23 protein-coding genes and 2 pseudogenes are annotated in these 19696 nt (G+C 52.5%); 19 read left to right on the forward strand and 6 right to left on the reverse strand.

Going from position 1 to position 19696, the window contains the following annotated elements; genetic code table 11:
- Positions 1 to 29: 29 nt before the first annotated feature.
- A complete protein-coding gene (locus tag IPK01_05720) occupies positions 30 to 1604 on the forward strand; it encodes an aldehyde dehydrogenase family protein (protein ID MBK7932990.1) in 1575 nt (524 codons plus the stop codon).
- A complete protein-coding gene (gene ygiD, locus IPK01_05725; GenBank protein ID MBK7932991.1) occupies positions 1601 to 2380 on the forward strand; it encodes a 4,5-DOPA dioxygenase extradiol in 780 nt (259 codons plus the stop codon). The genes IPK01_05720 and ygiD overlap by 4 nt, the downstream gene beginning before the upstream one ends.
- Here ygiD and IPK01_05730 read toward each other — a convergent pair.
- The 6 genes and pseudogenes from IPK01_05730 to IPK01_05755 all read right to left on the reverse strand — a co-directional run bounded on the left by IPK01_05730 (position 2377) and on the right by IPK01_05755 (position 7010).
- Positions 2377 to 2799, reverse strand: coding sequence for a YbaN family protein (locus IPK01_05730; GenBank protein ID MBK7932992.1), 423 nt, complete (start codon positions 2797 to 2799; stop codon positions 2377 to 2379). The two genes, ygiD and IPK01_05730, sit on opposite strands and share 4 nt — an antisense overlap.
- A 117-nt stretch (positions 2800 to 2916) precedes the next feature.
- Entirely contained in the window at positions 2917 to 3579 is a 663-nt protein-coding gene (locus IPK01_05735) for a hypothetical protein (protein ID MBK7932993.1), read from the reverse strand.
- Positions 3580 to 3733: 154 nt separating this feature from the next.
- Positions 3734 to 4672: pseudogene (locus IPK01_05740) on the reverse strand (alpha/beta hydrolase).
- 37 nt (positions 4673 to 4709) lie between these two features.
- Positions 4710 to 5228 carry an MOSC domain-containing protein gene (locus IPK01_05745; GenBank protein MBK7932994.1) on the reverse strand — a complete coding sequence of 173 codons (519 nt, stop codon included), beginning with the start codon at positions 5226 to 5228 and terminating at the stop codon, positions 4710 to 4712.
- Between the two features lie 70 nt (positions 5229 to 5298).
- Complete coding sequence (gene xth, locus IPK01_05750) at positions 5299 to 6069, reverse strand: exodeoxyribonuclease III (GenBank protein ID MBK7932995.1); 771 nt, start codon at positions 6067 to 6069, stop codon at positions 5299 to 5301.
- Positions 6066 to 7010: a site-specific DNA-methyltransferase gene (locus IPK01_05755; GenBank protein MBK7932996.1), complete on the reverse strand. Its 945-nt coding sequence runs from the start codon at positions 7008 to 7010 to the stop codon at positions 6066 to 6068. The genes xth and IPK01_05755 overlap by 4 nt, the downstream gene beginning before the upstream one ends.
- A 388-nt stretch (positions 7011 to 7398) precedes the next feature.
- On the opposite strand from IPK01_05755, the gene IPK01_05760 reads away from it, so the two are divergent.
- The 17 genes and pseudogenes from IPK01_05760 to IPK01_05840 all read left to right on the forward strand — a co-directional run bounded on the left by IPK01_05760 (position 7399) and on the right by IPK01_05840 (position 19612).
- On the forward strand, positions 7399 to 7848 hold the full coding sequence (locus IPK01_05760; protein ID MBK7932997.1) for a hypothetical protein: 450 nt from the start codon (positions 7399 to 7401) through the stop codon (positions 7846 to 7848).
- 6 nt (positions 7849 to 7854) lie between these two features.
- On the forward strand, positions 7855 to 8427 hold the full coding sequence (locus IPK01_05765; protein MBK7932998.1) for a hypothetical protein: 573 nt from the start codon (positions 7855 to 7857) through the stop codon (positions 8425 to 8427).
- A 2-nt stretch (positions 8428 to 8429) separates the two neighbouring features.
- Positions 8430 to 8972: a F0F1 ATP synthase subunit delta gene (locus IPK01_05770; protein MBK7932999.1), complete on the forward strand. Its 543-nt coding sequence runs from the start codon at positions 8430 to 8432 to the stop codon at positions 8970 to 8972.
- An 81-nt stretch (positions 8973 to 9053) separates the two neighbouring features.
- Positions 9054 to 10586 (forward strand): annotated as a pseudogene (locus IPK01_05775) (F0F1 ATP synthase subunit alpha).
- A 78-nt stretch (positions 10587 to 10664) separates the two neighbouring features.
- Positions 10665 to 11540 (forward strand): ATP synthase F1 subunit gamma, encoded by an 876-nt coding sequence (atpG, locus tag IPK01_05780; protein MBK7933000.1) that lies wholly within the window; start codon positions 10665 to 10667, stop codon positions 11538 to 11540.
- Between the two features lie 111 nt (positions 11541 to 11651).
- On the forward strand, positions 11652 to 11906 hold the full coding sequence (locus tag IPK01_05785) for a PLDc N-terminal domain-containing protein (GenBank protein ID MBK7933001.1): 255 nt from the start codon (positions 11652 to 11654) through the stop codon (positions 11904 to 11906).
- Between the two features lie 38 nt (positions 11907 to 11944).
- Positions 11945 to 12382 carry a VanZ family protein gene (locus IPK01_05790; GenBank protein ID MBK7933002.1) on the forward strand — a complete coding sequence of 146 codons (438 nt, stop codon included), beginning with the start codon at positions 11945 to 11947 and terminating at the stop codon, positions 12380 to 12382.
- Positions 12383 to 12476: 94 nt separating this feature from the next.
- Positions 12477 to 13625 (forward strand): SPFH domain-containing protein, encoded by a 1149-nt coding sequence (locus IPK01_05795; GenBank protein ID MBK7933003.1) that lies wholly within the window; start codon positions 12477 to 12479, stop codon positions 13623 to 13625.
- Between the two features lie 137 nt (positions 13626 to 13762).
- Positions 13763 to 13939: a Trm112 family protein gene (locus IPK01_05800; protein MBK7933004.1), complete on the forward strand. Its 177-nt coding sequence runs from the start codon at positions 13763 to 13765 to the stop codon at positions 13937 to 13939.
- A complete protein-coding gene (locus IPK01_05805) occupies positions 13939 to 14994 on the forward strand; it encodes a glycosyltransferase family 9 protein (protein ID MBK7933005.1) in 1056 nt (351 codons plus the stop codon). Before IPK01_05800 ends, IPK01_05805 begins: the two co-directional genes overlap by 1 nt.
- A 73-nt stretch (positions 14995 to 15067) precedes the next feature.
- Positions 15068 to 16555, forward strand: coding sequence for a signal recognition particle protein (ffh, locus tag IPK01_05810; GenBank protein ID MBK7933006.1), 1488 nt, complete (start codon positions 15068 to 15070; stop codon positions 16553 to 16555).
- 74 nt (positions 16556 to 16629) lie between these two features.
- Positions 16630 to 16884, forward strand: a complete 255-nt coding sequence (gene rpsP, locus IPK01_05815) for a 30S ribosomal protein S16 (protein ID MBK7933007.1) — start codon at positions 16630 to 16632, stop codon at positions 16882 to 16884.
- A gap of 81 nt (positions 16885 to 16965) precedes the next feature.
- Complete coding sequence (locus tag IPK01_05820; GenBank protein MBK7933008.1) at positions 16966 to 17199, forward strand: KH domain-containing protein; 234 nt, start codon at positions 16966 to 16968, stop codon at positions 17197 to 17199.
- 12 nt (positions 17200 to 17211) lie between these two features.
- Positions 17212 to 17724 (forward strand): 16S rRNA processing protein RimM, encoded by a 513-nt coding sequence (gene rimM, locus IPK01_05825; GenBank protein MBK7933009.1) that lies wholly within the window; start codon positions 17212 to 17214, stop codon positions 17722 to 17724.
- Between the two features lie 58 nt (positions 17725 to 17782).
- Positions 17783 to 18496 (forward strand): tRNA (guanosine(37)-N1)-methyltransferase TrmD, encoded by a 714-nt coding sequence (gene trmD, locus IPK01_05830; GenBank protein ID MBK7933010.1) that lies wholly within the window; start codon positions 17783 to 17785, stop codon positions 18494 to 18496.
- Positions 18497 to 18532: 36 nt separating this feature from the next.
- Positions 18533 to 18901 carry a 50S ribosomal protein L19 gene (gene rplS / locus IPK01_05835; GenBank protein ID MBK7933011.1) on the forward strand — a complete coding sequence of 123 codons (369 nt, stop codon included), beginning with the start codon at positions 18533 to 18535 and terminating at the stop codon, positions 18899 to 18901.
- A 60-nt stretch (positions 18902 to 18961) separates the two neighbouring features.
- Positions 18962 to 19612, forward strand: coding sequence for a ribonuclease HII (locus tag IPK01_05840; protein ID MBK7933012.1), 651 nt, complete (start codon positions 18962 to 18964; stop codon positions 19610 to 19612).
- The last annotated feature ends 84 nt before the right edge of the window (positions 19613 to 19696 follow it).

The raw sequence follows: 19696 nt of genomic DNA on the forward strand, positions 1-19696 counted from the left end.
ACATCCTGTTTGAAGTAACCGAAGCCTATATGAGCGCTGCAATGCCGACCCAAACCAACGAGATCGTCTCGTACAACCCCGCGACAGGTGCCGAGGTCGGCCGTGTCGCGCAAGCCTCGCAGGACGCAGTGAACGCGGCGGTCGAGCGTAGCCGAACTGCGTTTCAGTTGTGGAAGAAAACATCATTCGTCGAGCGAAAGGCCTATATCATGAAGGCCCGCGAGGTTTTGCTCGCCGAACGCGAAGTGATCGCCCGCCTCATCTCCGACGAATCAGGAAAACCCGTTGCTGAGGCCTTGTCGATGGAGATCGCACCGGTGCTTGACCTGATGCAGTACTTCGCCCGTAAGACCGAAAAGCTACTAAAACCGGCAAAGATCAACATCGGCCTCTACGCCTTGCTCGGCCGCTCGTCAAAGATCGTATATCAGCCGCTCGGCGTCGTCGGAATTATTCCGGCGTGGAATTATCCTTTCTCGATCCCGCTCGGCGAAGCTGTGATGGCGTTGATGGCGGGAAATACGGTCGTCATCAAACCGTCCGAACTGACGCCAATGATCGGCCTCAAGATCGGCGAGATCTTTAAGAAGACCGGCTTGCCTGACGGTTGTGTCCAGATCGTCAGCGGCGGCGGAGAGACGGGAGCCGCGTTGGTAGAATCAAATCCGGACAAGATCATGTTCACCGGCTCGGTCGCTACCGGGAAGAAGATCGCCGCAGCGGCGGCGAAAAACCTCACCTCCGTCGTCCTCGAACTCGGCGGTAAGGACCCGATGATCGTCTTTGCCGACGCGAACCTCGACCTCGCCGCCGGAGCCGCCGTTTGGGGTGCGTTCTGTAATTCGGGCCAGTCGTGTTCTTCGGTTGAGCGGCTGTATGTTCAGGAAAGTGTCGCGGAGGAAATAACCCGCAAGATCGTCGAAAGGACAAAACAGCTCCAACAAGGCACGGGCGATCGAGCAGACGTCTCGATCGGATCAATGTCATCCGAACGGCAGATCAAGATCGTCGAGGATCACGTCGAGGATTTCCGTCTCAGCAGAGCGAAGATCGAGACCGGTGGACGACGCAATCCCGATCTCGAAGGCCTCTTTTACGAACCGACGGTTATCACCAACGCAAACAATGACATGCGTGCAATGCAGGAAGAAACCTTCGGCCCGACGCTCCCGATCGCGACATTCTCGACAGAAGAAGAAGCGATTAGACTAGCAAATGACAGCGAATTCGGCCTCACCGCCAGCGTCTGGACGCGCGACCGTGCAAAAGGAAAACGCATCGCGGAAAAGATCGAGGCCGGCTCGGTTTGCATCAACGAAGTCCTCTACACTCACGGCATCGGCCAGACACCGTGGGGCGGCTTCAAAAACTCAGGCCGGGGCCGCACCCACGGCCGCGAAGGCCTCATGGAACTCGTCCAACCGCAGCACATCCATACTAACCACATCGCCATCTTGCCCGATGCCTGGTGGATGCCGTACTCCGCAAACGCCATCTCGACATTTCGCAAAATGACTACCACCTTCGCCAGCGGCTCGCTGATCAGAACGGTCGGTTTGCTGCCGCAGTTGTTTAAGCGAGTCATGGAACTTTTAAGAAAATGACTAGCCCGATGCCCGCAATTTTCTTTGGCCACGGCAATCCGATGAATGCATTGGCCTATAACCTATTCACGCGTGCGTGGGCGGAGATCGGCCGCTCGATACCGAGGCCGAAAGCCATCCTTTGTGTGTCGGCGCATTGGTTTGTGCCTGCGGTCGGCGTGACAGCGATGGAATGGCCGAAGACGATCCATGATTTCGGCGGATTTCCGCGTGAACTGTTTGAATTTGAATATCCCGCCGCAGGTTCGCCTGAATTGGCCGCACGCGTAAATGGTCTGCTTGGCGGTGATGTGATCTTGGATACGGTTCGCTGGGGACTTGATCACGGAACGTGGTCGGTGCTGTGCCACGTCTTTCCAGATGCCGATATGCCGGTCGTGCAGCTTTCGATCGACGAGACCAAGTCATCGGATTGGCATTACGAGTTTGCCAAACAGCTCGCGCCGCTCCGCGACGAAGGCGTTCTCGTATGTGGCAGCGGCAATCTGGTACACAATCTGCACAGTTATGCCGGGGGAAAACAGGACGTGGAGCCATTCGACTGGGCAGTGAGATTCGAATCCGAAGCTCGAAAGCTAATGGTCGCGGGCGAACACAAACCGCTTGCATCGTATGAGCTGATGGGCAAGGACGCTCAACTTTCCGCCCCGACGCCCGACCATTTCCTGCCGCTGCTCTACGTTCTTGCTACGCAGAGCGAGGGCGATGTTGTGTCATTTCCCGTCGAGGGATTCGACGGCGGCTCAATTTCGATGTTGACGGTAAAGATCGGCTAGAGGGATTCAGGGGAAACGAGCTCGGCATTTTCCGCGATAGGATCCGATTCGGACTTGTAAGTCTTGAGCATCACAAGATGGATCGTCACCCCGAGGGCGATCGCGAACATGATAAGGTTGAGCCAAAATCCGCCCGCCAGCAACCAGACACTGAAACCGATCGAGGCCCAGAGAGTGATGATCGTGCTGACCTTCTGGCGAAGCGAGATGCCTTTGCCGCTCTTGTAGTTGCGGATATACGAACCGCACCAGCGATTGTTCAAGAGCCAGTTGTGAAATTTCTCAGAGCTGCGGGAATAGCAATACGCAGCAAGCAGCAGGAAAACGGTGGTTGGCATGAGCGGCAGGAACATTCCGAGCACACCAAGACCGACGCACAAAGTGCCGGCGAATATCAGTAATGCTTTTCTGATGTCCATCTAAATTCCGCTACCTACAATAGCCGCAGAGCCGTCAATTGCTCAGTATATCAGCGCACCGCGCGATATTACAACACAAACAGCGGCGTGCAAAGTTAATTATTCATCCGCAGGTCGCTATTGATAGCACTTTGCTTTCAATACCGACTTTGCGCCGCTTTCATTGAGTGTCAGCGAGGTCTTGCCGATCACTCCGGTGAATTTTCGGTCGCTGTCAGGCAGTGTGAATGCGATCTTCTCATAGTTCTTCCCAGTCACATCCGCCTTGACCAGAGTAGGTTCGCCTAGTTCACCCTGAGCCATAGTTACGAGTGCCCACCACGTGCCGCCGCTGTCGGTGATAAAGATCTCAGTTCCGCCGAGATCGCCTCCGCTGCCTAGGCTAATGTCGCTGTAGGTGCTGGCACATTTCCGTTTAAGGACCGATCTTGTGCCGGCTAGCGTTAAATTGAGACTTGCGGCCGATACCGTTCCTTTATACTTCTTGTCGCCATTTTCATCGGGGAGCGTAAATTCGACGGTCCTCATATCCTTGCCCGAGGTTGATGCCTCGACCAGCACAGGATCAAAAATATCGCCCTGGGCCTGAGTGACCAAGGCAAACGTCTTTTCCGACGACTGCGTCAGATAGACCGCCATACAGCAAAAATCACCCGATTCCTTACCGGCCGCGATATCGCTGAAATATCCGGCGGTCGTAAATTTCTTTGGTGCAGGCTTTTTCTGGGCCGGTACTGTGATCGCAAAAGCGGCGACTATCGCCAGACACAATATGGACAAAGTAGATCTGTTGATTTTAATATGATCTTTCGCAGAGTGAAGAAACACTTAACTCACCTTCCTAGTCATCAAAATTAAAGAGTCGGCTCGAGCAATATCCGATATTGTCGCACCGAAACGGAAAACTTCAAAGAAAAATTTCGCTGCCTGTTTCTTACAAGCCCGAACGGAACCGCAGATAGTCGTCTGCGCTTTGCTGCGGCCTTTCGATGGTGGGTACGTGGCCGATGCCGGGCATTATCACGGCTTGCGAACGCGGCAGCAGTCCACGCAAAACCTCAACAGTTGCGACATTTATCGTTCTGTCTTTATCGCCCCAGACGATGAGCGTCGGCGTTTCAAGCCCGCGAATGCGTTCTTCAACGGAATCGGACGCGATCTGCGTGAAAATACGCTGTTCGAGGTCAAAATTGCGGATGCGTTCCTGTGCGAGCACGTTCATTATCGGCCTCGGGATAAACGGCGGTTCGGCCATCACCCACGGGAAAAGGCCGGCAAATTCGTCTTCCGTACGGATCAGCAGCGGATTTGTTCCGGTCTCCTCGATCTTTTTACGGAGTTCGCTCGCCGGTGCCGACCAGACGCCGCCGGTGTCGATCAGCCAGAGGCTTTTGACCTCGGATCTGAATAGGACCGCGTACGACATCGCGATTTGGCCGCCCATCGAACTTCCGCCGAGATGGATTTCCTTAATTCCCAGCGCGTTGGCCAAAGCGTGCAGCCGATCGGCCTGTGCCGCGGCGGAGTAATTTGCCTCGGGCGGATGGGCCGATTCGCCGAAACCGACGTGATCGGGTACGATGACGCGATATTTTGGCGTGAGAAACTTCGCGACACGGTCGAAACTATCCTTGTTCGCCCCAAAACCGTGCAGCAGCATCAGCGGTTGGCCCTGTCCGCCCTCGAGATAGACATAATGCGTGCCGTCAGCAAGTTCGATCTCCTTGCGTTCGAGCCCGGCTTGTTTCCGTTCCAACGTGAGGAATAAGCGCGCCGCCGATTAAGGCGCAAGATACACAAAACCGATCGACGCAACAACAAACAACCCTGCGGCGGCGATCAGAAATATGGCAATTCTCTTTATTGATCTCATGTGACTATTTTACGAGTTCGGTGGTGCCGGAACTCTCTTATTTATTCCCGGATACATCAGCCAACCGAACAATATTGCCGGTGCTGACCGAGCCGCTTTCGATGACCTTAGCGTTTATCCCGCGTAAATGGTGTTTACGTCCGAATTCGGAATTGGCGATCTTCATCGCGTCGACGCCGAAACGCTCGACAAATTTCTTACAGCCGAGATGCGGTATCGTTGTCACCTCGATGATGGCTTCGCCGATCGAGATCCGCGTTCCGGGCGGCACATTTTCTTCGCTGAGGTCGAGATCGACAAATAGTTGGTCGCCCGCCAGGGGCACGCGCTCGCGGCTGTCGGCGATCAGCATGGCATAGCGGAAATTCATCAGATTGAGCTGCATATCGGGATGACCTTTTCCGTCTTGGGTGCGCGAGCTGCCGCGACTCAGCCAGTTGTCACCGATCAGACCCCGTTCGAGATCGAGGACGCCGGCGTCAATGACCTCGCGTTTGTTAACCGCCGGACGCCGAACGATCATTTCGAGTCGGCCAACATCTTTCGGTGCTGCCATAACGTGTTCCAGTCCGGCCCCGATCTCTGCGGCAGTCAGGTGCTTATCAAACAAGGTTCCGTTCATGACGTTACAACGCAAATTCCGCAACCACCGGCGTATGGTCACTCGGCCGTTCGCCGCCTCGCGGTTCTTTGTCGATCCAGCAGCCGGTACATTTTTCGGCGAGCGGCGGCGAGACCCAGATGTGGTCGATCCGCAGGCCCTGATTCCGCTGCCAGGCACCTTCGCGATAGTTCCACCACGAGAATTCCTGCAGATCGCCGTTGATCTGACGAAAAACGTCGACAAATCCCCACTGCTTCACATGATGGATCGCGGCGCGTTCGGGCTTGGAAAAATGCAGTTTGCCGGTCCACGCCGGCACGCTCCAGACGTCGAGTTCGTCGGGTGCAACATTAAAATCGCCGCAGAGCAGCACGTTCTTATTCAGGTCGCAGGTCTCGTCAAACATCCGCCGCAAACGCTGCAGCCAGTCGAGTTTGAACGTAAATTTCTCCGTCCATAGCTCCGTACCGTTTGGAATGTACGTGTTGATTATCCGCACGCCGTTGATCGTCGCGGCGATCAGGCGTTTGGGTTGTTCGTCATCGTCGTTGGCAAACCCTTTTTGAACATCCGCGATCTCGTGCTTCGAAATGATCGCCACGCCGTTATATGACTTCTGCCCAAAAAACGCAACATGAAACCCGGCGTCCTCTATTGCCCGCACGGGAAAGTCGGAATCGACGACCTTGGTCTCCTGCACACACAGCACATCCGTTCCGGTCCGAGTCTGCCACTCGATCATCGAATCCAGCCGCAGGCGGATCGAATTTACATTCCAGGTCGCGATCTTCATTTTTGTATCTTACTGTTTCTTTCCCAAAATACGCCATCGCCGAATCCCTGGATACTCGAGTCAATTTCCGAAAGTTCGAGCCGTTTTTGAGCCAGCAGGCAGTATCGTTCGTCTGATTCGATCGCGATAAAGTCGCGGCCGAGCTTCTTCGCCGCGACCGCGGTCGTGCCGGAACCGGCAAATGGGTCAAGGATAAGATCTCCTGCATTTGTACTCGCGAGAATTATCTTGGCGAGCAGCTTTTCGGGCTTTTGGGTCGGATGGTCCGTGTTTTCGGGCATCGACCAGAAGGGGACGCTGATGTCGGTCCAGATATTTGATGGATGCGTGTCGCGAAAATTGCCATCAGCTCCGACGTTCCAATCTTTTGGCCCGCCCTTGTCGGTGTAAGGTGCCAGGACCTTTCGGCGAAGCTTTACATCGTCAATGTTGAAGGTAAAATCGTCTGAAACAGTAAAAAACCAGATATCTTCGGCCGTGTTCTTCCAGTTTCGCTTCGCCCCGCGGCCCTTTTCCCGTTCCCAGGTAATACGGTTCCGGAGCTTAAAGTACCGCGACCCTACCCGCTGTATCGCCGAGGATGAACGCCAGTCGCCGCAAATATAAATGGACGCGGTAATCTTCAACAGCGGAATGCAGAGTGAAAGCCACGTTTCGAGCCACGCCTCGTATTCACCGGATGAACGCTCCCTAAAACTTTCTTTCCCAAATGCCTTCGTCAGGTTATATGGCGGATCGGCAAAAAGCAGATCGAAACTTGCCTTTGGTAATTTCGGCAAAATATCAAACGAATCGCCGTGAATGACTGCGTTCTTTGTGCTTTCACCGCGAAAAGGCGGACGTTTGAGCTTTTTCCGAAGCGATGCAGCCTCGCCCAAGGCGATCTCGACCGTCCGATTTCGAGGTGCCCGCTTACTTTCATTTTTCGAGGTGTCCGGCATTTTGTTAACGCCGCTATTATAGACGCCTTTTTGGGCGTTACGAAAGAAGCAGCGATGGGCACCGTGGTTAACGCAATCAAGAATTTTGTCACCGGCCGTTCCCAAAATCGCAATAGGCGGTATCATCGCCTCTCGAAAGGGCCGGAAAAGAATCGTCACCAAACCCAAAATACGCGTCGTCGGAAGCCAAAATGAATGCCGCCAAGGGTCAAAAAAGCTGTCACCAAACGTCAAAACCGTGTCACCAGACAGAAATTTGCAAAAATGCGCCGAAACTACCTGTGGGCGCTCCCTTGACCCTTAAAAAGGGCGCGTGATACTCTTATATCTTTTGAGAACCAGGCCCTGTTTTCGCCTGTTTACACCGTAACTACGGTCGAGTTTGAATATGTACTTGCTGGCATTTGCCGAATCGATCCAACTATTTCCGGACGGCACAATATTTATACACATTGGCCTGATCTTGATCATGATCTGGGTGCTCAACCGTACGCTTTTTCGCCCGATAAATAAGGTTATCGAGGAACGCGAAAAGGCAAAAGGCGGGGCCGGCGGTGCGGCCGAGAAGATCCTCGGCGAAGTCAGCGAAAAGGAGACCAGCTATAGCGCGGCTATGCTCGACACGCGTTCGCAAGGATACGAACTGGTAGCGAAAGAACAGAAGAAAGCCGTTGAGGCCCGTGAAAAAAAACTAAGCGAGACCAAGGCCGAGATCGCCCAAACTTTCGATTCCGGTAAGGCCGAGATCGAAAGACAGACAGGTGAGGCCCGTGCCTCAGTCGAAGCCAATGCCGCTCAAATGGCCGATAAGATCGCGGCAAGCATACTTAGGTCCTAGGATTTTATGTTAGCGTTTATTTCCAATTTTGCGTTTCTATTAGCCGGTGCTCCTGCCGGCAAGGAAAGCGCATTTACGCACTTTTACAACGAATACCTCAATATTCCCGGCTTTGAGGCATGGAAGTTCATCAATTTGGCCTTGTTCATCGCGATCATGGTCTATTTGGTAAAGAAACCGCTGAGCGAGGCTTTTAAGGCAAAGCGTGATTCCATCCGTGCCGAACTGATCAAGGCTGAAGAAGAAAAGCAAGCTGCACTTGCCAAGCTCACGGCGGTCGAAGGCAAACTCGCACAACTCGAGACCGAAAAAGAAAATATCCTGCAGAAAGCAAAGGACGAGGCCGCAGCTGAGAAAAAGCGCATTGCGGACCAGACAAAAGCTGACGCCGATCGTCTGCGGCAGCAGACCGAGGCTGACCTTTCGCGTTTGGCCAAACTGTCGCAGATCGAACTTCGCCGTTACTCGGCCGAAGAGAGCATTCGCCTTGCTGAAGCAAAACTTCGCTCCCAGATAAACGGCGAAACCGATGCTGTCCTTGTAAGAGCTAACATCGCGGAGATCGGAGGTCTTAACTAGTTATGAGTACCGAAACGATCGCACGACGATACAGCGCCGCACTTGCCGACAGCGTCCTTGCCTCGGGCCAGACCGAAATGGTCAAAACTGAGCTGGCTCAGCTAAATACGTTGTTTTCTGAGAACGAGAATTTGACCACAGTGTTTAGCAATCCTGCTATTGCCCATACAAATAAAGAAAAGGTCCTTGAAAGCCTGATCGCGTCCGCCAAACCGACCAAGACGACCGCTAACTTTTTACGGATCTTGCTACGCAACGGCCGGCTTGCAGAGATCGGTGCGATCAATGACAAATTCGAGACCGTTCTTGAGGAACGCGGAGGCGTCGTCGCTGCCGAGATCATCTCCGCACGCGAATTGCCGCAAACGGATCGTGCAGCATTTCAAACAAATCTCGAAAAACTGACCGGGAAGAAAGTACACATAAACTATACGGTCGACAAAGAAATTATTGGCGGAGTCGTAACCAGAATTGGTTCAACGGTTTACGACGGCTCTGTAAAAACGAAATTGGAAAACTTGAAGGAACAATTGGTCAATGGATAGTTGTCGGCAGTAAGTTGTCGGTTGTCGGTAAGGAATTGCCGGCTGACAACCGCCTCCAGACGATCGAAAACTGATAAGAATATGGAAGCAATTAAAGCTAACGAAATAAACGAAATAATTCGGGCACAGATCGAAAATTTTGACGCGTCGATGACAGTCGACGAAGTCGGGACCGTGATCAAGGTTGGTGACGGTATTGCCGAGATCTACGGCCTTGAAAAGGTGATGGCGGGCGAGCTGCTCGAGTTTCCTTATGGTGTTCGCGGTCTCGCGCTCAACCTTGAGGAAGATAAGGTCGGCTGCGTATTGTTCGGTGATTTTCAGAAGATCAAAGAAGGCGACGAAGCAAAACGCACCAAGCGAATTATGAGCGTTCCGGTTGGCGACGCTATGATCGGCCGGGTGGTTGATGCTCTTGGAAATCCGATCGACGACGGCGGCGAGATCGTTACCGACACCTTTTATCCGATCGAATCGATCGCTCCCGGAATTATTGACCGCCAGCCCGTTAAAGAGCCGCTCCAGACCGGTCTCAAAGCTATCGACTCAATGGTACCGATCGGCCGCGGCCAGCGTGAGCTTATCATCGGCGACCGCCAGACTGGCAAAACCGCCGTCGCAATCGACACGATCATCAACCAAAAGGGAAAGATGTGATCTGCGTTTATGTCGCGATCGGGCAAAAGGCATCGACTGTCGCTCAGGTTCGCCAGAAGCTCGAAGAATTCGGTGCGATGGCATACACGATCATCGTTAATGCTTCGGCTTCCGGATCCGGCAGCTATGCAGTTTCTGGCACCGTACTCGGGCTGTGCAATGGGCGAATACTTCCGCGACAACGGCCGCCACGCTTTGACGATATACGACGATCTGTCGAAACAGGCAGCTGCTTACCGCGAGATTTCGCTGCTTCTTCGCCGTCCTCCGGGCCGCGAAGCATATCCGGGCGACGTTTTCTATTTACACTCACGCTTGCTCGAACGCGCCGCGAAGATGTCCGACAAACGCGGCGGCGGATCGCTAACCAGCCTTCCGATCATCGAAACACAGGCCGGCGATATCTCGGCATACATTCCGACCAACGTGATCTCGATCACCGATGGCCAGATCTTTTTGGAATCTGACCTCTTTAACTCGGGCGTGCGACCGGCTATCAACGTTGGTAACTCAGTTTCGCGTGTGGGCGGTTCCGCTCAGATCAAGGCAATGAAGCAGGTCGCCGGTACGCTGCGTATCGACCTTGCACAGTACCGCGAACTCGCGGCATTCGCACAGTTCGGTTCGGACCTCGATAAATCAACGCAGTCGCAGCTCGAACGCGGTAAACGCCTGACAGAGATCCTCAAACAACCGCAGTACAAGCCGATGGACGTCGTCGAACAGGTCCTGATCATCTGGGCCGTCACGAACGGAATGGCAGATGATGTGGCGGTCGAAGACCTCAAGCGATTCGAAGAAGAATTGACGGTTTTTGCTAAGGAATCACATCCGGCGGTCTTGAATACGCTTCGAGATAAGAAATCGATCGATGACGATCTGAAGGCTCTGATGAAGGAAGCGGTCGAAGATTTCAAAGCAACACGCTGGGAAACGGCCGCGACGGCAGCCGCGTAGTAACTACGAATCGTGAATGGTGAGTGATGAGCTGCTGAAGCTCATCACATCATCACTTATCGTTCATCACTGATTTTTATGGCTAGTCTTTTGGACATGCGCCGACGAATTAAGTCGGTCAAGAACACACAGCAGATCACCAAGGCGATGAAGATGGTCGCCGCGGCAAAGCTCAAACGCGCACAGGACCGCGTCACGTCGTCGCGTCCGTTCGCCGGCAAAATGTCGGCTGTTTTGGGCGGGCTGAGTGCAAAGGTTGCCGACGAATTTTCACACCCGCTGCTCGATGCACGCGGTGACGAAAAATATCTCATCGTTCTCGTCAGCGCGGACAAAGGTCTGGCCGGAGCTTTCAATGCCAATGTCATTAAAGCTGTGCAGGCTTTCATGAAAGCGAATGCGGACAAACCGACGGAGATGATCCCCGTTGGCCGAAAAGGACGTGACTTTTTCAAACGCCGCGACGTTAAGTTTACTGAGGAATATCTTGGTTTGACCGGCTCCGGCCAGGTACGCCTGCAGGACGCACTTGAGATCGCGGCAAAGGTCATAAAAACCTTTACCGAAGACGAATCGATCGATAAGGTCTTTATCGCATTCACCGAATTCAAGACCGTTCTATCTCAAAAGCCGATCATCGAACAGCTTCTCCCGATCCCGCGTGACGCCGAGGCCGAAGGCAGCGACGGTGCGAACCAGGCCGAGTACATTTACGAGCAGCCGGCAGCCGAGATCTTCGGAAAATTGCTGCCCAAACAGGTCGAAACACAGATCTACCGAGGCATGATCGAATCTGTTGCTTCAGAGCAAGGTTCGCGTATGACAGCGATGGATTCGGCCTCGAAGAATGCTGGTGAATTGATCGATTCTTTGACCCTGAATATGAATCGAATCAGACAGGCGGCAATTACAAAGGAAATTATCGAAGTGGTTTCCGGGGCTGCAGCAGCCTAACTGCAATAACTGATACGTTAAAGCAAGCAATGCAATTTGAAATCCTCAGGGATTTCATCTATGCTTTGCTTGCTTTTTCAATTTGGACAATCTAACTTTTGGAGGAATAGTATGCTTGGAATAGTTGGCTGGCTGATTTACGTAATAGGGCTTATTTGGATGGTGGTCACTGCCGTTCAGACGGGTAAGGACACCTCAGAAAAGGCTATTTGGGGCCTTGTCTGCTTTTTTTGTAGTCCGTTAGGTTCAATAATTTTCTTCATCGTCAAAAGGCAAGGATTGATCCCGCTTATTATGATGATCGCTGGATTTATTGTGATGATCGCCGGCGGCGGCTTTAGCTTTAACTACAACATGGGACAGTGAGAATCTTGTGCTCCACTGGATCGCGGCGCGAATTGCTTATGGCATTCGTGCCGCTTCTTATTTGGATCGCATTGATCTTTTTCCTTTCAAGCAGCCAGGGCTCGGTGTCGCAAACATCGTTCATCATTCGGCCGATCTTGCTATTTTTGTTTCCCGACGCGCCTGAACAGACAATACAAAACTATCACGCTTATATTCGAAAGGCCGCCCACTTTAGCGAGTATGCCGTACTGGCCTTCTTAGCCGCGAGAGCATTCGGGGCCGTCTTATCTGATCGTGTTAGAAATCAAAAGTATTTGATCGCATTTTTAGCAGTGTTAGCGATCGCTGGAATCGACGAGTTGAACCAGAGCTTGAATATACTGCGTACCGGTTCACTTCAAGACGTAATCTTGGATATTTCCGGTGGATTCACGATGCTGTTGATCGTTTGGCTCAACAGCAGATGGAATCGGAAAAAAGCTGTTCGCGAATAATGAAAAAGCAAACAAAATGCATCGAAAAAACTTCCAATAACCGCAACTTTGTGTGATATCCTATCGTTATTATCCAATACAAGGAGATTATTGAATGAGCATCATTGACAGGATCAAACAAGAGGCATTGAACCAATTTATTGAGGTTATTGAATGGCTCGACCCTTCGCAGGACACGCTGCTTTATAGATTTCCGGTGGCCGGACAAGAGATCAAGAACGGAGCCCAGTTGATAGTTCGCGAATCGCAGGCTGCGGTCTTTGTGTTTGAGGGCCAGGTTGCCGACGTATTTACGCCGGGCAGATACGAGATCGATGGCGGCAATACGCCGATACTCTCAAAGTTGGGTGCGTGGAAATACGGATTCAACTCGCCGTTCAAATCCGAGGTCTATTTTGTTAATACCAAACAGTTTACGGACATGAAGTGGGGAACCTCCAACCCCGTAATGCTCCGCGATGCCGATTTTGGGATAGTTCGTCTGCGTGCGTTTGGTGCTTACAGCTTACGTGTGGCCGATCCTGCCGAGTTCATTCGGCAGATCGCGGGAACTAACGCCCATTTTCAAACTGAGGACATCGACGGCCAGCTCAAACGGGCGATCGTCACCGAGTTTTCTGACGCTCTTGGCGAACTCAAAATTCCCGCCCTCGATCTCGCTGCTCAGTACAAAGAGATCGGCGAACAGATCCGGGGCAAGATCAACGAAGATTTTTCGGGATACGGCCTTGAGGTGACTAAGTTTTACGTCGAGAATGTTAGCCTGCCGCCCGAAGTCGAAGCGGCGATGGACAAACGTGCTTCGATGGGTGCTCTCGGCGATGCTCAGACATATATGCAGTTTCAGGCCGCAGACGCCTTGCGTGACGCCGCTCAGAATGAAGGCGGCGGAGCCGGCCTTGGTGCCGGCCTTGGTGCCGGATTTGCGGTCGGCGGCCAGATGGCGAATGCATTTGGCGGCCAGGTCGGCGGTGCCCAGCCACCGGCAGCCGCGACGGTTCCATGTCCAAGCTGCGGCAAAGCAAATGCCGCAGGCGTTAAATTCTGCTCCGATTGCGGCGGCAAAATGGAAGTAGCCAAGGTGCCCTGCGTAAAGTGCGGGGCCGAGCTTCGCGAAGGTGCAAAGTTCTGCTCCGAATGCGGTTCGACACAGGAAAAGGCTAAGTGCGGCAGCTGCCAATTCGAGCTTGCCGCCGGAGCTAAATTCTGCCCCGAATGCGGAACTAAGACCGAGGCGGCATAGGCCAAAACTACCGTCAGCAACCGGTGGTTGTTCTTAATTATCACGAGGGCGAGCGTCAAAACTCGCCCTTTTATTCTGTATCTTTGCCGCGTTACGACTTTGCGTTAGAATCTCAATTTAGTCAGGAGATCAATTTTATGGCAATCAGCCCGGAACTTTTAGAGATACTTCGATGTCCGAAGTGCAAATCAGAGGTCAAGATCGACGACGCGGCGACGCGTTTGAAATGTGTAAACCCCGAATGCTCATTGGTTTATCCGATCCGTGACGAGATCCCGGTCATGCTCATCGACGAAGCCACTGTCGAAAAGTAATGGCAAGATCGGATATCGATTGGGGTCAGGTCAAACGTATCCTGGTCGTTCGCCTTCGCTCGATCGGTGATACGGTTCTCTCGACACCGTCGCTCATCGCTCTAAGAAGATTTATCCCAAATGCCGAGATCGATATTCTTCTCGAAGATTGGGTGGCTCCGCTTCTGGACGGTTTCGAAGGCGTTAGGGTTATCACCGTCGGCGATCGTAATTCCGCTAAACTTAAGACTGCCAACTATTTACTCGGCCGCAGATACGACATCGCAATAAATCTCCACGGCGGCACGACCAGTTCATTTCTGACAAAGGCAACTCGTGCAAAACACCGGATCGGACTATCGCATTACCGATACAAACGCTTTTATAACCATCTCTACTCGTCCGCTGCCGATTTTTGGCATCGCGACATTCTTCATTCCGCCGAACAGCAGCTCGCAGTTCTCGGTTTCGCCGGCGTACCTGTTGACGATTGCCCAAAGAGCCACTTGGCGGTAACTCAGGATGCAATAGAAAGACTTGACCGCCGACTTGCCGACTGTGCATCCCGGACCACTTACTCTGCTCTCGCATTAGTGCACCCGACGGCCGCTTTCGCTACAAAACAATGGTCTAATGTTAATTTTGCCCGAACGTCGGAATTCCTTGCAGAAAAAGGCCTGAATGTTATTGCAGTTGCGGCAAAGCACGAATCAAAGGTCTTACGAGATCTGAAATCTTTAACCAAAATACCGATAACAACCTTTGACGACCTTTCCCTCCCTGAAATCACTGCTCTCGCGTCAAGATCAAGTGTTTTCGTAGGCAATGATTCCGGTATTGCCCATATCGCGGCCGCGGTCGGCACACCAACGGTTGTGGTCTTTGGCTCGTCAAACCGCAACCACTGGCGTCCGTGGACCGATGCTCCAAACGAGATCGTATTCGAACCGTTTGCTTGCCAGCCGTGCCCCGGCCGTATCTGTGCCGAATTCGGCGAGCCTAAGTGCATCCTTAACGTGACGCCAAGCGCCGTGTTTACGGCGCTTGAGCGCGTTTTGGCAGCCGCCAAAATTTGACACTTGCCCCTCAAACGACTAGTATTTATAGTTTCGACTCTAGCGGCCGAAGTGTGTCTATTAGCTGGTAATTATGTTCGAATCGTTATCCGATAAGCTCAAGAAATCGCTGAAAAATCTGCGCGGCCAGGGTAAGTTGACCCCTGAGCACGTAGATGCTGCGTTGCGTGAGATACGGATGGCTTTGCTTGAGGCAGACGTAAATTACAAAGTCGCCAAGGATTTTGTCGATGCGGTTCGCGTAAAAGCTGAGGGACAGGAGGTCTGGCAGGATCTAAAGCCCCACGAACAGGTCGTCAAGATAGTCTATGACGAACTTGCCGAGTTGATGGGCGGAACGTCGTCGCGGCTTGTTTTCACAAAGCAAACACCGAACGTCGTAATGATCGTCGGCCTTCAGGGATCGGGTAAAACCACCTCGACCGGCAAGATCTCACGCTGGCTCGCTGACAATCAGGAACGTAAGCCTTTGCTCGTCTCTGTCGACGTTTATCGTCCGGCTGCGCGTGAGCAATTAAAAGTTGTTGCCAATGCTGTAAACGTTGCTGTTTACGAAGCGAAAGAGACCAACGATCCGATGACCATCGTTCGCGGAGCGATGAAATATTCGGTCGAAATGGGCTTTGACACGCTGATGATCGACACGGCCGGGCGTCTGCATATTGACGACGACCTTATGGTCGAGCTCGAACAGATCAAAGCCGAGACGAAGCCGGTCGAAGTTTTGTTTGTCGCCGATGCGATGACCGGACAGGATGCCGTTAGATCCGCCGAGGTTTTCCACGAACGTGTCGGTATCACCGGCGTTGTCTTGACAAAAATGGACGGCGACGCCCGGGGCGGTGCAGCACTTTCGATCAAACAGGTGATCGGCCAGCCGGTCAAGTTTGTAGGCGTCGGCGAAAAATACGACGCGATCGAGCCTTTTTATCCCGATCGTATTGCCCAGCGAATCCTCGGCATGGGCGATGTACTGTCGCTGATCGAGGAAGTTCAGGGCAAGATCGACGAGAAAGATGCGCAAGAGCAGCTGCGCAAAATGACGAGCAATCAGTTCACGCTCGAAGATTTTCGCAATCAGCTCGGACAATTCAAAAAGCTCGGCTCAATGTCAAAATTGATGAAGATGCTGCCCGAACAGATGACCGGCGGTATGCAGATCACGGACGAGCAATCGGCTGTCGTTGATCATCAAATGCAGCGGACCGAGGCGATCATCGGCTCGATGACAAAGCAGGAACGCAACAACCACAAGGTCATTGATGCAAGCCGCAAAACCCGGATCGCGAACGGCAGCGGTTCGACCATAGCCGAGGTCAATCAGCTTATTCGCCAGTATGAGCAGATGAAGAAAATGATGGCCAAAATGAGCAGCGGCGGAATGTTTGGCGGTCTGGGCAAGAAGATGATGGGCGGTCTCGCGGGCGGCCTTGGCGGATTACTTGGCGGCGGGGGCGACATGGGCCTCGGAGATGATGATTTTGGCGGCGGAAACGGAAACGGTAACGAATCGCTGTCGCAGCGAATAAAGAAGAAGAAAAGACACAAAAAGAGGAGATAGGGACAAAGGACAAGGGACAAGGGACACGAAAAGACTTTCGCTCGTTGCTCGTCACTTACCACTAGTCACTTAAGATTATGTTAGCAATTAGTTTAATGAGAATGGGCGCTAAGGGTAAACCCTTTTACCGCCTCGTGGTAAAGGAAAAGCGTTCGAAGCGTGACGGGAAATATCTCGAAAACGTCGGAACCTATAACCCAATGGTCGATCCGGCCGAAGTGATCTTGAAACACGATCGCATCAACTATTGGATCGGTGTCGGTGCGCAGCCGACAGATACGGTCAAGAGCCTGATCAAGAACAATCCGGCTGAAGTCGCGGAAGTCTAGATATTCGCCGAGGTCTTAAAAGGGATTCATCCTTATCCGACTTCCTGGGCTTTCCTGAATCGCAAGACTTCCCAGATCTTTATGAAAGAAGCTGTCGAAAGAATAGTCACGGCCCTGGTCGGCGAGCCCGACCAGGTCGAAGTAACTGAGAATACGGATGGTAAGAACGTGCGAATCGAAGTTCGCGTTGCCGGTCACGACATGGGTCGTATCATTGGCCGCGAAGGTCGAACCGTCAAAGCGATCCGAAGCATTCTTTTCGTCGCCGGCCAGCGTCATAACAAACGTTTTCAGCTAGACCTGCTCGAGGACTAATTTTCAAGTCCGATGGATGATCTGGTCGCAGTTGCAAAGATAATAAAGACGCGCGGGTTAAAGGGCGAGGTCGTTTGCGACATTTTGACCGATTTTCCTGAGCGTTTTGACGATCTCGACGAAGTCGTCGCCGTTATGCCCGACGGCAGGCGAAGTGAATTGAAAATTGAAGATCACTTTTTTCAAAATGGCAGGGTCATCTTGAAAATTGTCGGTTTCGACTCGATCGAGAGCGGCGAGACACTTCGCGGAGCTGAGATCTGCGTGGCAGAGACGGACGTCGTTGAACTCGATCAAGGCGAATTCTTTGAATGGCAGCTCGCCGGATGTGTGGTGGAAACGATCGATGGAACGCCGGTCGGTGAGGTTATCGAACTGATGCGAACCGGTGGAACCGAATTGCTGGTTGTAAAAGGTGACGCAAAGGAATACTTGATACCTTTTGCCGAAGCGATCTGCGTCGAGGTCGATATTGAAAATAAGTTGATAAGAGTTGACCCGCCGGACGGACTTTTAGAATTTTAGATTTTGGATTTGGGATTTTGGATTGAAAAAATCGAAAATCGAAAATCGGCGATCCAAAATGCGAATAAATGTTCTAACAATTTTCCCCGAGTTCTTTGACCAAGTCTTTGATTTCGGGATCATTCGGCGGGCAAAGCTCGCTGGAATTGTTGAAATAAATGTCCACGATATTCGCGAATATTCGACGGACAAGCACAAAATGGTCGATGACCGGCCGTTTGGCGGCGGCGACGGAATGGTTCTAAAGTGTGAACCGATCTTTGCCGCAATTGAAAATTTGATCGGGACGAGCGATCGTGATGAGTACCCGAAAGGTACAAGAGTGATCTTGCTCTCGCCGCAGGGAAAGCCTTTCAAACAGGCTGACGCACAGTGTTTTGCGGAAGATGCGGGGCACATCGTAATGATCTGCGGCCGTTACGAGGGCGTCGATGAACGGGTGAATGAGACACTCGTGACCGACGAGATATCGATCGGCGACTACGTCCTTTCCGGCGGCGAACCGGCGGCGATCGTCATTGCGGACAGTATCGTCCGACTGTTGCCGAACGCTTTGGGCAGTGATACATCGGCAGTGAACGATTCGTTCTCGGACGGGCTGCTTGATTGCCCGCATTACACGCGGCCGCCGGATTTTAGGGGAATGTTGGTTCCCGAAGTTTTGTTGAACGGCAATCATGCCGAAATTGAAAAGTGGCGCTCTATTAAGGCGCTCGAAAAAACGCGAGCTAATCGCAGCGATCTATTAACAGGAGAAAATGGTGAAATGTGAGCGGTACATACCGTTGACCTCTGGCCGAAACAAAAAATGAACAGACTAGACAGCATTGAAAAGGCACAATTAAAAGATAATATCCCGGCATTTCAGCCTGGTGATACGGTTCGCGTACACGTTCGCATCAAGGAAGGCAACAAGGAACGCCTTCAGGCATTTGAGGGCATCTGCATCGCCCGCAAACACGGCGGCGTTCGCGAAACCGTAACGGTCCGCAAAGTTAGTTTCGGCGTCGGCGTTGAGCGTATTTTCCCGCTTCACGCGACGGTCATCGATCACATTGACGTTATCCGTCGTGGTAAGGTCCGTCGTGCAAAGCTCTATTATCTACGCGATCTGCGTGGTAAAGCCGCACGTATCAAGGAACGCGACACACGCGCCAAAAAACAGCAGGCAAGCTAGGTCAGAGGCTACAATATGGGAAACGCGGGACCATTCGATTCATTTGAAAATGATGGATCGATGGCCCGCGTTTCTTTGTTCCCTGACCTTAGGATCACCACCATCGGGATCGAATTTGAGAACCAGGCTCGATCAGAGGGCTTTCATTTCATTGCCGGCGTCGACGAGGTTGGCCGAGGATGTCTTGCCGGACCGGTCGTTGCGGCGGCGTGTATTCTCGATCTCGACAAGCGGCTTCCCAAAGGCCTTGATGATTCAAAAAAGCTCTCCGAGAAGCGTCGGAATGAAATTGCCGAACAATTAAAGCAGGACTGCGTCGCCTATGCCATCGGCCGGATCGAAGCCGACGAGATCGACCGCATCAATATTCTTGAGGCAACAAAGAACGCGATGCTCTCTGCGATCGCCCAACTAGATCCGGCCGCCGATTTCTTACTCATCGATGCCCTCGGTCTAAAACGATCGTCACTACCGCAAAAGGCGATCATCAAAGGTGACTCGATCTCCGCTTCGATCGCTGCCGCCTCGATCCTTGCCAAGACATACCGCGACGATCTGATGAGAGCATACGACCTCGAATACCCGCAATACGGTTTTGCGGGCCACAAAGGTTACGGCGCCGCCACGCACTTCGCGGCCTTGCGCGAGCACGGCCATTGTCCATTACACCGAAAGTCATTTCGCGGCGTCCTTCCTGCGATCGAATCTTGAATACGCCAAGATCCTGCTGTCCGTTTCGTGTTCCGTTCCTTCACACAAAAAAAATAGCTCAGGCTACTTTGTCGGTTTGAATAA

The organism is Acidobacteriota bacterium (assembly GCA_016713675.1).
Taxonomy (GTDB): Bacteria; Acidobacteriota; Blastocatellia; order Pyrinomonadales; family Pyrinomonadaceae; genus OLB17.